The following is a 14,964-nucleotide window of genomic DNA, read 5'->3' as shown; positions in this document are numbered from 1 at the left end:
TTCATGGAGCGCATTTGCGGCTGTGCAAGGCGTGCTGTCAAACGCAAAATCAATCCATCTCAGGCCTAAGCTTGCATTTGATCACGCCTTGTCTAGGCTTGAAAATGTCCTGGCTGAAGCAAGGCAATTGAGGGACTTAGGGGAAGTCAATGTTAGCGAATCTACCGACTGCAAGCGGCGTGCAAATATTGGTTTGCGTCTTCATCACAGCTCTGATTGGTTTCGCTACCTGGCTGAAAGTTCGGCAAGCCAAAACCCATGATGGTTCCAGCAAAGATGTGTTTTTGGCCGGCGGCGGTCTGAGTTGGTTGTTTGTTGCGGGTTCAATCACCTTGACCAATTTGTCGACGGACCAACTGGTCGGGATGAACGGCAACCAAATGGCACTTCTTGCTTGGTGGGAAATCTGCGGTTTCTTCGGATTGCTCATTCTCGCTTTTGTTTTCGTCCCGATTTATTATCGAAACAATTGCACCACCGTGACCGAGCTGCTGGAGAAACGCTATAAGGGCAAGAGCATCAGAACGCTGATCTCCGCCTTGTTCCTGATAGGCAATATATTGATCTATTTGCCTGCCGCGCTCTATTCAGGAGCGCTGTTCATGCAGTCCCTATTCGGTTCCGACATCAGCTTGATATATTTCGCCTCGCTTTTGGCGATCATATCCGCAGCCTACACAATTTTTGGCGGCTTACGAGCTGTCGCCGTGATGGATACTTATTCCGGTGTCGGTATATTGGGGCTGGCAATGTTGATCGTTTTCCTTGCGCTGGCAGCTGTGGATTTTGATCTATCGTCCGGCGTTCCGGCAGAACGGCTCACGATGATTGGGGGCGCAGATTCTCCGATCCCGTTTCATACATTGTTCACCGGCATGATTTTTATTCAGATTTTCTATTGGTCTACCAACCAAAATATTACCCAAAGGGCGATGGCTGCACCGACCGTAAAAGAAGCGCAAAAAGGCGTGATGGTCGCTGCCGGCATTCGCATTTTGATTGTACCGGCAATCGTCGTCATTCCCGGCATCGTTGCCTTTAAGCTGTTCGGCGATGTCAATGATGCGGCTTATGGCATGTTGGTCGCGCACGTCCTGCCGCCTTGGCTCTCGGGTGCGTTTGCGGCGATGGTCGCTGCTGCGGTGATCACCACGTTCAGTGCCGTTCTCAACAGTTCGGTTGCGCTTTATTCAGTCGATTTTCACGAGCAATTTATCGGTGAAGTCAAGGATCACTGGAAGCTGGCGGCCGGAATGTCTATTCTGTTCACCATTTTGGCGATCATGTTGGTGCCGCTTTATCAGAATGCGGAGAGTATCATCAATCTGCTGCAGCAACTCAATGGTCTGTTGTCTATGCCGATTCTTTCGGCCTTCATCGCAGGGCTTCTGTTCCGCGGCGTTGTTGCACCAGCAGCGATCGGCGGAGTGATCTGGGGCGTATTGCTCTATGGCGTCTATACTTTCCAATTGCAGCCAGCGGGTATCATCACCATGCACTATATCGATTTCATGGTGGTCACCCTGGTAACGTCAGTGATGGCATCGCTGACTGTCAATCGCATGCTCGGCAAACGCTCGGTATTTGTCGGGTTTCGGGCAGCCATGACGCAAGATTGATCAACAAACGGAATCTCTAAACCTTCCCACCTATTTGAAAGACTCATTCCTATGCAAAACAATCTATTCTCCATGTACGACAAGATCTGCGTTATCACCGGAGGATCCAGAGGATTGGGAAAAGCTATGGCGCGTGTTTTTCTGCATGCCGGGGCAAAACGCGTATATGTTACGGCTCGCAAAATCGAAGAATGCCAGCAGACTGCGGAAGAACTGTCCCAGTTGACCGAGCATGGTGAATGTGTCGCGCTTCCCGGTGATATGAGCAGCGGAGAAGGCATTGTCGGCTTCGCAAAGGCGCTGACTGAGAGGGAAGGCCATATTGACGTGCTGGTGAACAATGCTGGCACGGGCTGGCTAGCGCCGGTTGAAGAATTTCCTGAAATTGGCTGGGACAAGGTCATGGACCTGAATGTGAAGACGCCATTCTTCCTCACACAGCAGCTTTTGCCATTGCTCAAAGCGAATGCGACAGCCACAAATGGCGCTTCCGTGATCAATATTGGTTCGGTAGCTGGAATCATGGGAAGTGCCGGAAGCGGCGTTAGCTATGGGACATCCAAAGCCGCCATTCACCAACTTACCCGCAATCTCGCTAGCCTTCTTGCCGATGATAACATCCGGGTGAATGCCATCGCACCAGGCCGCTTTCATTCAAAAATGACCAGCTCGGTCGAGCAAGATAAAAAGCAATATGATCAGGAAATCAGAATGATACCGCTGCATCGTTGGGGCCATGACGAGGATATAATGGGGCCGGCGCTTTTGTTGGCGAGCAATGCCGGGGCGTATATGACGGGTGAAATCATCACGGTCGATGGCGGAATTTTGTTGGTATAGAATCTCACGATCAATGAACGGGCTCGGCTGTATATAGTCGCAACGTACAGGCATCTAACGCGTTGGTTTCTATTCCTTATTCGCGACAGTCTGCTATGTTACGCAGGCTAGAAAAAGCACTTTCAAATCGGAGAATAGCCATGAGCGGCAATCCAGTGGATCAAGGGTTTAGAACCGCACTCGGGTCTTTTGCGACTGGGGTTACAATTGTGACATCGGTGGACGCGGAAGGGCAGCCGGTCGGAGTTACCGCGAGCAGTTTTAACTCGGTATCGCTCGATCCGCCTTTGGTGCTTTGGTCGTTGGCGAAATCATCATTGTCCAGCGCGACCTTTTGCAGCAGCGGGCATTTCGCCATTCACGTATTGGCGGCCAGTCAAGAGCAACTGTCGAACTCCTTTGCACATTCCGGAGTAGACAAGTTTTCTGATGTGACCTGGTCCCCTGGTGGGCTTGGGTCTCCGGTATTGGAAAATTATGCAGCGCTGTTTGAATGTAGGACCGTGCATCAATATGAAGGCGGGGATCATGTGATCCTGGTGGGAGAAGTGGTCGCTTATGACAAGAAAGACCAGGCCCCGCTACTGTTTCACGGCGGACGATATGCAGAGACGCGGCCAAAGTCAGCAGAGGAAAAGGCCTCCGCCGTTGATGTAACAGAGGGTCGTTTTACAGAAGACTTCCTATTCTACCTGGTCGCCCGCGCTTATTTTCAATCATCGCGACCAACCCGGGAAAAACTGACCCAATTGGGGATGTCTCAAACCGAATATATGGTGCTGTCGGTATTGTCTATGAACGGACACGCCTCGGCCGAGGAAATCGGTGCGCGGCTGGATCATACCGGGTTTTTGCCCGATGAAGATCTGTTGGATGTCATGGTTGAGAAGGGATGGGTTGAAAAACAGAATGGCCGATTTGATCTGGCGGCCAAAGGGCGCAATGGTCTGATTGAGACGCTTTCCGTGACCAAGGCTTTTGAGGATGATCTGCTGGATCATTTCACACAGCGTGAAGTTGCCGATGCCAAACATGTGCTCAAGAAGTTGATTGAGTTGACGGGCCAAGATGTGCCGCAGCTTTGGGATTAGGCTAAGCCGGCGAACCTGCCGCCAGTTGACGCAATTCAGTTTTCAGGATCTTGCCTGAGGCATTCATGGGAAGCGCTGAAACAAAGACCACATTGCGTGGGATTTTGTAATTGGCCATATTTTCCTTTGCCCATGCCCGTATCTCTGTGTCGCTAGGCTGTGAGCCAGGACGCGGCACAATAAATGCTTGTCCAATTTCGCCCATATGATCATCGGGGATGCCAATGACTGCCACTATTTCTACTGCGGGATGGTCGGAAAGAAGCTTTTCTATTTCTGCTGGATAGCAATTGAACCCGCCGGAAATATACATGTCCTTCTTGCGGTCGGTGATCCGGACATAGCCGGCTTCATCCATCACGCCGACATCGCCGGTGTGCAGCCAGCCTTCAGGATCAATCGCTTCCGCGGTGGCCTCGGGATCATCAAGATAGCCGAGCATGACACCATATCCGCGTACGTGAATTTCGCCGGTGTTTCCGCGCGCCACTTCGCTGCCATCATCATCGGCAATGCGGACCTCCAAGCCGGGTATGGCTTTGCCGCAGCTATTGGCGATTAGATCTGCGGGATCCCCCCGGCGACAAGCCGTGATATTCGAGCATTCGGTCATGCCATATGCGGTGACGGTATCGACGAGATTCAATTCCTCGCGCATCCGCCTGATCAGTTCGGGTGGAACGGTCGCCGCTCCGGTCGCTGCGCCGCGCAGGGAAGAACAGTCAAAGGGATGCTGCGCTTTCTCCGCGAGAAGCGCCTGATAGATGGTGGGTGGCCCCGGCAGGAAGTTGATCCGGTCTTTTTCGATATGGCGGGCTACCGCCTTTATATCAAAACTGGGCACGGGAATGGTCACTGCTCCTGCGATCAGTGCGGCGATCCAACCAGCTTTGAAACCAAAGCTGTGGAAAAAGGGATTGATAATCAAATAGCGTTCCCCAGCCTGCAATCCCATGACTTCGACCCAATGCCGGAACATGGGAATAATCCGGCCATGCGTCGTGATGACGCCTTTCGGAATGCCAGTGGTGCCGCTGGTGAACATGATGTCCGAGATGTCATCCGCCGAGAGCGAGGCAAGGGCAGTATCGACACGATGGTCTGATGCACCGGAACCTGTTGCAAGAAATCCTGCAAGATCTTGCCCTATCAACAGCCTGTCCTTTAATGCAGGCAAGTCTTCGTCGGCGATTAGGGTCAAATAATCAGTGTCAAGAAAGTCATCCACGGTGAAGAGCATCCGGGACTGAGTGCGGCGCAATATATCGCCGGCTTCGCGTCCCTTCAGCCGCGTGTTGAGCGGCACAATGGCTGCTCCGGCCGTGAGAGCTCCTAAAGCAATGATGACCCATTCACGGCAATTGGGAGCCCAGATTGCGATGCGGTCGCCTTTGCCGATCCCGCTGGCGATAAAGGCAGAGGCCATAGCCCGTGCGTCATTCCAAAGGGCAACGAAGCTCCATGTCTGACCTTTTTCCATGAGTGCAGGCGCATCGCCCCAGCGACGTGCAGCGTCTTCTGCAACATGCGGTATGGTGGAAGGAAGGTCGTTGTTGGTCATATTTCTAGCCGGTTATAAAATTCTCGGGACCCCAGAAGGCGCGCATCTCAATAACCTTGCCGTCGTCATTGAAACGGAAGGTGTCGATGATTTCCACATGGGCTTTCTTGTCTCCCATATTGACGTTGGCTGCAAAGGGGAATGCGACACAATCGCCAGCACAGCGCGGTGCTCCCATAAGTTCCAATCGCGCTCCATTGGCGACCGCGCCGGTATAAAAGTCGCGAATGGCATCAATGCCCTCTTTGATCGGTGTACCGACGGGATCTTCAACCGTTGCGTCATCGGCATAGAGCCCGACAATTGCCTCCACATCGGCGGTTGAAAAAGAACCGATGTAGGTTTCAACGGCTTTGATCTTGTCTTCGGTTGTTACGGGCATCTCTAATCCTCTGGATAATAGCGGCTGACTGTATCGATGACGCAGGCCGGTTTTTCATTGCCTTCAATCTCGATGGTGACTCGAATGATTTGCTGGATGGCACCTTTGACTTCTTCGACTTTGATAATTTCACCAACCGCGCGGATGTTGCTGCCAACCAATACCGGAGCAAGAAACCGCATTTTGTCGGAACCAATGTTTACGGCGTGGGTGAATCCGCGAACTTCAACCAATGTGGGCAGAAACAGATTAACCAGACTCATCGTCAAATAACCGTGGGCTATGGTGCCGCCAAATGGGCCGTCTTTGGCGCGCTCTTCATCAACATGAATCCATTGGTGATCGCCGGTGACATCGGCAAAGCCGTTCACCCTTTCTTGGTCAATCAGCAGCCAGTCGCTGGGCCCCAGGATGGTACCTTCTTGGCCGACAAGGTCTCGGGGGCTTTCATAAATCTTGATCATATTAGGCTCTTTGGCTCGATACGGAGACAATTTCTCCGGTCATGTAGGAGGATAGATCGCTGGCCAGGAACATCATCACATTGGCAATTTCCCAAACCTCGGCTGGACGCCCGAAAGCCTCTTTGGCCGAGAGTTCGGCGAGCAGTTCATCTGTCGTAACTTTGGCGAGAAAGGCGTGCATCGCGATGCTTGGCGCGACCGCATTGATCCGCACACCAAATTCCGCTGCTTCGATGGCGGAGCAACGGGTGAAGGCCATCACACCCGCCTTTGCAGCGGCATAATGGGCTTGCCCTTTTTGGGCACGCCAACCAAGAACCGAAGCATTGTTGATAATAGCCCCGGTTTTTCTTTCCTGCATATGCGGGAGAAAGGACCGCGTCATCCTGAATACGCTGTTGAGCGTGACATCGAGAACGCGCTCCCATTGCTCGTCGGCCATATCGATCACATCGACTTCGCCACCGAGACCCGCATTGTTGATGAGCACATCGACGCAGCCGAGTTTCTCAATCGCAGTATCGCGCAGATGATCAATATGCTCTTGATTGGTTACATCACAAACGCAGGTTTCTGGCCGTTGTCCAACCGCTTCTGCAATTCGATCAGCGGCTTCGCCCAGACGTCGCTCATGAAAGTCACTCATCAAGACTGTAGCGCCTTCTTCTGCCGCGCGCTTGGCGGCCGAAAAACCAATTCCTGTTCCGGCGGCAGCGGTGACCACCACAGTTTTGCCTTTGAGCAAGTCCCTTGGTTCGGGATAGGTTGGTATCAAGCTCATGTATCACCTCTGGGTTCGCGGGGCATGCCAAGGGCCCGTTCGGCAATCAGGTTGCGTTGGATCTGGTTGGTACCGCCGTAAATTGTATCGGCCCGCGAATAGAGGAACAAGTTGGGCAGAGTGTCCCACTCATAGTCAGGATTGTCCGTTGTTTCACCAATTTGACCCAGCACATCCATTGACAGCTCTCCGAGGTTCCTGCGCCAAGTAGCCCATTGGATTTTATAGGTAAGGGCGGCGCCGTCCACTTTGCTGTGATCGGTGTTTGAAAGCATCCGCAGCGCGCCATAGCGCATCAGATTCAATCCAATTTCCGCTTTGGCTAGACGCTGCCGGATCAGCGGATCATTGGCACTGCCATTGGCCTTGGCTGCGGCGATAATCTCGTCCAGTTCATTGCGGAACCCCATTTGTTGGCCGAGCGTCGAAACGCCGCGTTCAAAGGCGAGTAGTCCCATGGCAATCTTCCAACCTTCGCCAGGAGCGCCAATCAGGCTATCCTCGGCACAAGTCGCGTCAGTGAAGAAAGTTTCGTTAAACTCGGCGTCGCCGTTAATCTGCTTGATGCCTCTGATTTCGATACCCGGTTGATCGATTGGCATCATCAGGAACGTCAGACCTCTTGGGCCTTTGGTGCCTTCTTCGCTGCGTGCGATCACGAAAATCCAGTCGGAAATGTGGGCAAGGCTGGTCCAGATTTTCTGTCCATTGACGATCCATTGCCCATTTTCGAGACGGCCTTTGGTTCGAACGCTAGCCAGATCAGAGCCGGCATTGGGTTCTGAAAATCCCTGGCAGAAAACTGTTTTGCCAGCCGCAATGTCGGGCAAAAACCGTTTTTTCTGTGCGTCGGTTCCGAAGGTTAAAATCGTCGGCCCGGCCAATTCAATGCCAATGTGATTGACCCGACCCGGAACGCCCGCCCGAGCATATTCTTCTGCAAATATAACCTGTTCAGCAAGACTGGCGCCGCGTCCGCCCCATTCGGTGGGCCAACCGATGCACGACCATTTGTGGGCCGCAAGCTGCTGCTCCCACTCCTTACGGCGTTCAGCTTTTTCCGTTAATGTGGAAATGCCTTTGATGTCCGAGAATTCACCCGCCATCTGGCCGTTCAACCACGTTGCGCATTCTGCGCGAAAATCTTCTTCTGCTTTGGAGAAACCCAGTTTCATGCCGCTTCTCCCAAGAGCATGGTTGCAATTCTCTCGCGGTGCCAATTGCCGTCGAGCATCATGGTTTGTATCGAACGGGCGCGCTTGAAGAAGATATGGGCATCATGCTCCCATGTGAAACCGATACCGCCATGTAACTGGATCATATCACCGGCACATTTGAAGAATGTATCCGCGGAAAAAGCTTTCGCGGCGTGAATAGCGAGCTTCGCATCATCGGAGCCTTCATCGACCGCACAAGCCGCCCAGTAGACAGCGGAGCGTGCTTGCTCGATCTCGATCATCATATCGGCAGCCCTATGCTTATAGGCTTGGAAGCTGCCGATGGCGCGGCCGAATTGAACACGTTCTTTTGAATAGGCAACGGTGCGGTCGAGACAAGCCTGCGCTCCGCCCAATGCTTCAGCGGCTAAGCAAATCCAGCCAGCGGTTTTGCCGGCTTCCATTGCAGCATCGCTATCACCCAAGGGCTCGCCATCAACGCCTTCTAGAATGAGTGTGGCTAGCGGTCGGGTTTGATCCATTGTTGTCGGAGTTTCGACAAAGAAACCGTCAGCACCGCTTTCGACAATCCACGCATTGCTGCCATCCGATAGAATGAAGATCTCGGCTATATTGCCATGTGGAATGAGACCGATCTTGCCGGACAATCTGTTGTTGTCCGCTTGAAGATCCGCGCTGCCTCCAGCGGTGGCAACAATTTCGCCAGCAGCCAATTTGGGCAGCCAATGGCTTTTCTGTTCTTGCGTTCCGCCGGCAGCGATCGCTTGACCGACCATTGTTTGTCCCAGCAGCGGAATGGCTGCTATCTGTGTACCCGCCGCTTCAGCGATATTGGCAAATTCAACCATGCCCAGATTCGAGCCGCCAAATTCGTCAGCGATCAACAATCCGCTGAGACCCAGTTCCTGACAAAAAGACTGCCATGTTTCACGATCCAATCCATCAGAAGCCATCGCTTTGCGTGTGCGTTCGCTGGTCGCATTGTCCGCGAAGAAGCTTTGCGCGGTTTCTGCGATCATCAACTGTTCATCGGTGAAGGCAAAATCCATCAAGCCGTCCCCCAGACTTTCCGCGGCTCGACACGGTTTTCAAGCAGTTCTTGAACGGCTCCACCGACATCTGCCGGATCCCATTTTGCACCTTTGTCAACAACCGGTCCTTCGCGCCAGCCGTCCTCCAGCATGATTTTTCCGCCTTCCAGTTCGAAGATGCAGCCCGTGATATCTTTGGACAAAGGCGATCCCAGCCAAACCACTGTCGGTGCGATATTGTCTGGATGCATGACATCAAACTCATCGCCACCGGTTGCCATTTTTTCTGCAAAGGCTTGCTCGGTCATCCGCGTACGTGCCGATGGTGCGAGGGCGTTGGCCGTGATGCCATAGCGGCCCAATTCAGCAGCCTGAACCAATGTCAAAGATGCAATGCCCCCTTTCGCTGTTGAATAGGCGGATTGAGCAATCGATCCCTGCAAGCCCGCGCCAGATGTGGTGTTTATGATCCGCGCATCGACCTCATGACCTTCTTTGGCCCGTCCGCGCCAGTAATCAACAGCGTGGCGTGCGATGCAAAAATGCCCGCGTAAGTGGACGTGCATGGTGGCGTCCCATTCATCCAGTGTTGCAGACACAAACATCCGGTCGCGTACGATACCGGCATTGTTGACCACAGCATGTAAATCACCAAAGGCCGTTACTGCCGCATCGACGATCCGCTTGCCAGCGTCCCAGTCGGTCACGTCTTCATAGTTGGCGATCGCTTTGCCACCTGCCGCCACTATTTCCGCAACCACCGCATCTGCTGCGCTGGTGTCGCGACCTTCGCCGCCCAGTGATGTACCGATATCATTGACGACGACATTCGCGCCTTCGGCGGCAAAGGCGAGGGCGTAGCTCTTGCCCAAACCGCCTGCGGCACCCGTGATGATCACTGTTCTGTTGTCACAAATTCCCATTATAGCCTCTCAATAATCGTAACATTGGCCTGGCCTCCGCCTTCGCACATGGTCTGCAAGCCATAACGTCCGCCGGTGCGTTCCAGCGCGTTGAGCAATGTCGTCATCAACCGCGCACCAGTTCCGCCGAGCGGATGGCCGAGGGCGATGGCTCCGCCGTTAACATTCACTTTCTCATGCGGGATGCCCAGTTCCTTCATCCATGCCATTGGCACGCTGGCAAAAGCTTCATTGCACTCGAACAGGTCTATATCGTCCACCGTCATGCCGGCTTTTTTAAGCGCATGCTCGGTGGCGGGCATCGGTGCGGTGAGCATCCAGACCGGATCATCCGCCCGCACCGAGATATGATGAATGCGCGCGCGGGGTTTGAGCCCATGGTCTTTGACGGCCTGTTCCGAAGCGACGAGCATGGCTGCTGCTCCATCACAATTTTGGCTGGAAACGCCCGCTGTGACCTTACCGCCTTCTTGTATGACCCTCAGTTGGGAAAGCCCCTCCAGGGTGGTTGTGGGTCGGATGGTCTCATCAGCCTCCAATCCTTCCAATGCGGCTATTTCATTTGTGAACCAACCGCTGTCAGTTGCGGTCTGGGCACGGAGGTGAGAGGCGAGGGCGAACTCTTCCATCTGTTCCCGGCTTATGTCCCATTTGTCGGCTATCATTTCAGCAGAGTTGATCTGGTTCAGCAGGCCATCGCCATAGCGGGCAACCCAGCCGGGCGAGGTGTTGAACGGATTGTCGAATCCATAAGGTTGTCCGGCGTACATGGCGGCGCTAATCGGGATCGCGTTCATCGCTTGCGAACCGCCCGCGACGACCAGATCCTGTGTACCTGACATCACGCCTTGGGCAGCAAAATGCAGCGCTTGCTGCGACGATCCACATTGCCGGTCAACGGTGGTGCCTGGCACATGCTGCGGCAGTCCTGCGACGAGCCAGACCGAGCGGCCGATGTCGCCTGCTTGAGGGCCAATCGTATCACAACAACCCCAGACAACATCATCCACCGCGCCTGCATCAAAATCGGTGCGTTCGGTCAATGCCTTGATCGGGTGCGCGCCCAGATCAGCCGGATGGACTTCCGCTAGAGAACCTTTTTTGCGCCCAATCGGCGTGCGGACAGCATCAATAATATAGGCTTCAGCCATTAAACTTCCTCATGTAAATGTTTGTGCGGGGCCGATATTTAGCGATCCACCGATTATAGCGTCATCAACCCGTTTTGAATGAAAGCCACGACTGCCCCATGCGCCGATCAGCGCCCAACAGCGTTTCATCCAGAAATGGAGATCAACCTCATAAGTATAGCCCATTGCGCCATGAACCTGGATCGCGGTTTCCGTCATCTGCAGCGCGGCATCGCCCGCGGCCAGTTTTGCGTGACTGACGTGGATAGAGGCACTGTCGGTGCCATCATCCATCGCCTGCGCGGCGCGCCAGACAACGGGTTTTGCAAATTCCAGCGCAACGGTCGCCGTTGCGAGATGGTGTTTTACCGCTTGAAAAGCACCAATGGGTTGGCCGAATTGATTGCGAACTTTTGCATATTCTACCGCTTGTTCCAACATCGCATCAGCAATGCCGACGAGCTGAGCAGCAGACATTAACGCCCCGAGGTTGAGCAGATGTGGATCGTCGGTGGCGTCCGTGGATGCGGCGGTAAGGTTTCGAAGAGGGTCGACGCTGTGCAGCGCAGTGCCGTCACCATCAGCTACCCAGCCATTGACCTTATGAGCCAGCGGCTTCGTTTTCTCGCCAGAAGCAATAGCGTCTAGATCATCGCTATCGCCTTTGGCGATCAACCAAGGCACGGCAACAAATGCCGTGTCGACCAAGGGTTCCGCGAGGCAGGCCCGGCCGCATTCGGCCGCAATCAATGCCGCATCCAAAAGCGTGAGGCCTAAACCGCCATTTTCTTCTGGCACGAGCAGACCGGGCAAACCCATTTCGACCAAACCCTTCCAAATGGCCGGGTCGCGATTGCTTTTTTCATCAAGGCGACGCAGTATATCTGGGCCGTGTGTCCCTGTCAGATAGTCTTTTACGCCTTCAGCGAGCGTCAACTGGTCTTCGGTTAAAAGAAACTCCATTAGCCGGCTCCCTGTCTTGGCAGGCCGAGAAAACGTTCGGCGATTATGTTGCGTTGAATCTCGTTGGACCCGGCATAGATCGGTCCGGACAGCGAGAAAATATAACCATCGAGCCACTGGTTTACAGAACCGTCAGCAAATTTGGCGAGCTCTGCCGCCGCACCCATCAGCTGCATGGCGGCCCGGTTCATCGATCGATCCAGTTCGGACCAAAAAATTTTGTTGAGACTTGCTTCTGCACCAATCTTTCCGCCCGCCAATATTTTGGCAGCAACTGAATAGGTGTTATAGGCATATGCTTGCGTTCCCATCCACGCCTGCGTCACTGCCTCGCGGGTTGCGGGTGAAGCATTGGCCGCATTGGCGCGATAGAGATCAACCAATCGCTTTGCCGTCGCCTGAAAACGGCCGGGTGATCGCAACATCAATCCGCGCTCAAACCCTGCGGTTGCCATTGCAACATTCCAGCCTTGGCCTTCACCAGCCAACATATTTGCCGCCGGCACCCGAACTTCATCAAAGAAGAGTTCGGCAAAGCCCGGTTCGCCATGCAATTGCCGGATGGGGCGTCGCGTAATGCCGGGGCTATTCAAATCGAAAAGGATGAAGCTCAGCCCCTTGTGGCGCTTGCTGCCCTCCTCCGTGCGGAAGAGGCCAAAGCCCCAATCTGCAAAGCTCGCGCGGCTGGACCATGTCTTTTGGCCGGAGATGACATATTCGTCGCCATCTCTGACGGCTTTGGTCGTGATCGCAGCCATGTCGGAACCAGCGCCGGGTTCAGACCATGCCTGCGCCCACATCACTTCTCCATTTGCCATCGGCGTCAGGAAGCGCGCTTTCTGCTCGTCCGTGCCATATTCCATGACGGTTGGTCCAAGCAGGAAAATCCCGTTTTGGTTGGCACGGAGAGGCGCCCCTGCAGCCCAATATTCTTCTTCGAAGATCAACCACTGGATCAAATCCAGACCACGCCCGCCATATTGCTCGGGCCAAGTGACCATGCCCCAATTGCCGCTTGCTAGCTTTCGTTCCCACTCGACGTGCTGATGAAAGCCTTCTTCGCCCTCTAGCGTGAGCAGAGGTTTCTCCGGAACATTGTCTGCCAGCCAGTTGCGAATCTCGGAGCGGAAGGCTTGCTGTTCAGCTGTGTAGTTCAAGTCCATCAGAATTTAGCCGCCTTGCCAGTTTCGACAAATTCGTCGCGGGATTTCTGACTGTCTTCATGCATATACATTTCCAACGTAAAGCCCTGTTCCCAGCGGTAGCCCCGATCCACATCACGTTCTTCGAGACCATTGAGGGCTTCTTTTGCGATAACCAGGGCCTTGCGGGATTTGGATGCAATGATCGCGCAAAATTCTCTCGCTGTGCTTTCCAGCTCTGCGCGAGGAACAACTTTTTCCACAGCACCCAAGCGATAGGCCTCTTCGGCCGGCACCGTTCCGCCGGTAAAAAAGGCTGCCCGTACTTTGTGTAGAGGCAGCATGCGGGACAGATGACTTGCGCCGCCCATTGCGCCGCGATCAACTTCGGGCAGAGAAAAATAGGCATCGTCGGCCGCGATGATCGTATCGCTGGCGCCACAGACGCCAATGCCGCCGCCGATAACAAATTTATGTACGGCGCTGACGACCGGAACTTCGGCATCGCGAATGGCCTTGAATGTCAGATAGTTTCCGCGATTCAGCAAGGTGATGCGTTCGGGATGTGCCTGCATCTCTTTAATGTCGACGCCGCCGCAAAATCCTTTGCCTTCAGCGCGGATGAGCACGCAATTTACGTCTGGATTGCGGCTCGCTTCGGTAATGATGGCGGGAAGGGACATCCATGTTTCGCTATCAAACGCGTTGACGGGCGGGACATCAAAAACAATTTCCGCAATTTTGTCTTTTATCGTGCAGGTGATGGGCATCAGGCGACTCCCTTTGATGTCGGATTTGTTGTGGTAAAAGAAGCGATGCGGTCGCGCGCGTCTTGTTCAATCGCGGTCATCAGTTCTGCGCAGCTTGGCAGACTATTCAATCGACCTGCTACTAATCCGGTCGCCATAAGCCCATTGTCCGCATCGCCTTCAACGACCGCTTTCTGAAGCAGCATCGGGGCCGCGGCAGCCATCATCGCTTCGGGCAGAGACATGGCGCCATGGGCTGTCATGCCACGGGCGGTCTTGATGAGATCACCCCAGCTGGCACCGGTTTGTTTCTTCATTGCTAGGCCCGCCATCAGGCCGCGTTGCCACTTGGATAGAGCGCCCGACTTTTCAATTTTGCGGAGCATCGGATTGACGATCATACGTTGCGGAATGCCGTCGACTTTGGTGGTTACGGTGATGTCATTCGTTGTTGCTCCCGTATATGCAGACTTAGGGCCTTGCGGGACAGGACTATCGCTGGTCATCATGAAGCGCGTGCCCATCGCGATTCCCGATGCACCATAGGCCAGCGCCGCTGCCAATCCGCGTCCATCAGCAAAGCCACCGGCAGCGACTACCGGAACGTGAACGGCATCCAGAACTTGCGGCAGAAGTACCGTAGTCGCCACGGAGCCGGTATGACCGCCGCCTTCGCCGCCCTGAATCGTGATCGCTTGACAGCCCAGGGCTACCATCTTCTCTGCATGTTTCTGTGCGCCAACGGTGGGCATGCAGATGATATTTGCTTCGCGGAACTTGCCAATCATTTCCGCATCCGGCCCGCGCCCGAAACTGACCGCGCGCACCCGATCGGAATTGGCCAGGATAACCTCGACAATTTCTTTCGCCCCCGGTTGAAAGCTGTGAAAGTTTACTCCGAAATTATGGGAAGTAAGGTCCTTAAGCTTGCCAATTTCTGAGGCCAATTCCTTTGGTCGCATAACGGCGCCAGCCAGAAACCCGAAAGCACCGGCATTGCTAGAAGCTGCCACCAGTTGCGGCGTCGCGATCCAGCCCATAGCGGTCTGCACCACCGGCAGGCGGCAGCCCAACATCTGGGTCAGTGGAGTAGAAAGCGGATTGGACAAG

15 protein-coding genes are annotated in these 14,964 nt (G+C 54.2%); 3 read left to right on the top strand and 12 right to left on the bottom strand.

What is annotated here, in order from left to right; genetic code table 11:
• Nucleotides 1-149 precede the first annotated feature (149 nt).
• From ABJV08_RS15040 to ABJV08_RS15030, 3 genes are all read left to right on the top strand, one after another.
• Nucleotides 150-1,619 (top strand): sodium/solute symporter, encoded by a 1,470-nt coding sequence (locus ABJV08_RS15040; RefSeq protein WP_348037223.1) that lies wholly within the window; start codon nucleotides 150-152, stop codon nucleotides 1,617-1,619.
• Between the two features lie 51 nt (nucleotides 1,620-1,670).
• Nucleotides 1,671-2,459, top strand: a complete 789-nt coding sequence (locus ABJV08_RS15035) for an SDR family oxidoreductase (protein WP_348037224.1) — start codon at nucleotides 1,671-1,673, stop codon at nucleotides 2,457-2,459.
• 140 nt (nucleotides 2,460-2,599) lie between these two features.
• Nucleotides 2,600-3,550 carry a flavin reductase gene (locus ABJV08_RS15030; RefSeq protein WP_348037225.1) on the top strand — a complete coding sequence of 317 codons (951 nt, stop codon included), beginning with the start codon at nucleotides 2,600-2,602 and terminating at the stop codon, nucleotides 3,548-3,550.
• 1 nt (nucleotide 3,551) lies between these two features.
• Here ABJV08_RS15030 and ABJV08_RS15025 read toward each other — a convergent pair whose 3' ends face one another.
• From ABJV08_RS15025 to ABJV08_RS14970, 12 genes are read right to left on the bottom strand one after another with little or no spacing between them, the layout of a single operon-like run.
• Nucleotides 3,552-5,111, bottom strand: a complete 1,560-nt coding sequence (locus ABJV08_RS15025; protein ID WP_348037226.1) for a FadD3 family acyl-CoA ligase — start codon at nucleotides 5,109-5,111, stop codon at nucleotides 3,552-3,554.
• A 4-nt stretch (nucleotides 5,112-5,115) separates the two neighbouring features.
• Complete coding sequence (locus ABJV08_RS15020; RefSeq protein WP_348037228.1) at nucleotides 5,116-5,493, bottom strand: nuclear transport factor 2 family protein; 378 nt, start codon at nucleotides 5,491-5,493, stop codon at nucleotides 5,116-5,118.
• A gap of 2 nt (nucleotides 5,494-5,495) precedes the next feature.
• Nucleotides 5,496-5,957, bottom strand: a complete 462-nt coding sequence (locus tag ABJV08_RS15015; protein WP_348037230.1) for a MaoC family dehydratase — start codon at nucleotides 5,955-5,957, stop codon at nucleotides 5,496-5,498.
• Nucleotide 5,958: 1 nt separating this feature from the next.
• Nucleotides 5,959-6,738, bottom strand: coding sequence for an SDR family oxidoreductase (locus ABJV08_RS15010; protein WP_348037231.1), 780 nt, complete (start codon nucleotides 6,736-6,738; stop codon nucleotides 5,959-5,961).
• Nucleotides 6,735-7,913 carry an acyl-CoA dehydrogenase family protein gene (locus ABJV08_RS15005; protein ID WP_348037232.1) on the bottom strand — a complete coding sequence of 393 codons (1,179 nt, stop codon included), beginning with the start codon at nucleotides 7,911-7,913 and terminating at the stop codon, nucleotides 6,735-6,737. Before ABJV08_RS15005 ends, ABJV08_RS15010 begins: the two co-directional genes overlap by 4 nt.
• Nucleotides 7,910-8,965, bottom strand: a complete 1,056-nt coding sequence (locus ABJV08_RS15000; RefSeq protein ID WP_348037233.1) for an acyl-CoA dehydrogenase family protein — start codon at nucleotides 8,963-8,965, stop codon at nucleotides 7,910-7,912. Before ABJV08_RS15000 ends, ABJV08_RS15005 begins: the two co-directional genes overlap by 4 nt.
• On the bottom strand, nucleotides 8,965-9,870 hold the full coding sequence (locus ABJV08_RS14995) for an SDR family oxidoreductase (RefSeq protein ID WP_348037235.1): 906 nt from the start codon (nucleotides 9,868-9,870) through the stop codon (nucleotides 8,965-8,967). The genes ABJV08_RS15000 and ABJV08_RS14995 overlap by 1 nt, the downstream gene beginning before the upstream one ends.
• Nucleotides 9,870-11,021, bottom strand: coding sequence for an acetyl-CoA C-acetyltransferase (locus tag ABJV08_RS14990; RefSeq protein ID WP_348037237.1), 1,152 nt, complete (start codon nucleotides 11,019-11,021; stop codon nucleotides 9,870-9,872). Before ABJV08_RS14990 ends, ABJV08_RS14995 begins: the two co-directional genes overlap by 1 nt.
• A gap of 9 nt (nucleotides 11,022-11,030) precedes the next feature.
• Nucleotides 11,031-11,963, bottom strand: a complete 933-nt coding sequence (locus tag ABJV08_RS14985; RefSeq protein ID WP_348037239.1) for an acyl-CoA dehydrogenase family protein — start codon at nucleotides 11,961-11,963, stop codon at nucleotides 11,031-11,033.
• Nucleotides 11,963-13,126, bottom strand: coding sequence for an acyl-CoA dehydrogenase family protein (locus ABJV08_RS14980; RefSeq protein ID WP_348037241.1), 1,164 nt, complete (start codon nucleotides 13,124-13,126; stop codon nucleotides 11,963-11,965). Before ABJV08_RS14980 ends, ABJV08_RS14985 begins: the two co-directional genes overlap by 1 nt.
• Nucleotides 13,126-13,875, bottom strand: coding sequence for an enoyl-CoA hydratase family protein (locus ABJV08_RS14975; protein ID WP_348037243.1), 750 nt, complete (start codon nucleotides 13,873-13,875; stop codon nucleotides 13,126-13,128). The genes ABJV08_RS14980 and ABJV08_RS14975 overlap by 1 nt, the downstream gene beginning before the upstream one ends.
• Nucleotides 13,875-14,963: a nitronate monooxygenase gene (locus tag ABJV08_RS14970; protein WP_348037245.1), complete on the bottom strand. Its 1,089-nt coding sequence runs from the start codon at nucleotides 14,961-14,963 to the stop codon at nucleotides 13,875-13,877. Before ABJV08_RS14970 ends, ABJV08_RS14975 begins: the two co-directional genes overlap by 1 nt.
• Nucleotide 14,964 lies beyond the last annotated feature (1 nt).

The organism is Parasphingorhabdus sp., from assembly GCF_039982395.1.
Lineage (GTDB): Bacteria > Pseudomonadota > Alphaproteobacteria > Sphingomonadales > Sphingomonadaceae > Parasphingorhabdus.
This window is presented reverse-complemented; position numbering and strand designations above follow the sequence as displayed.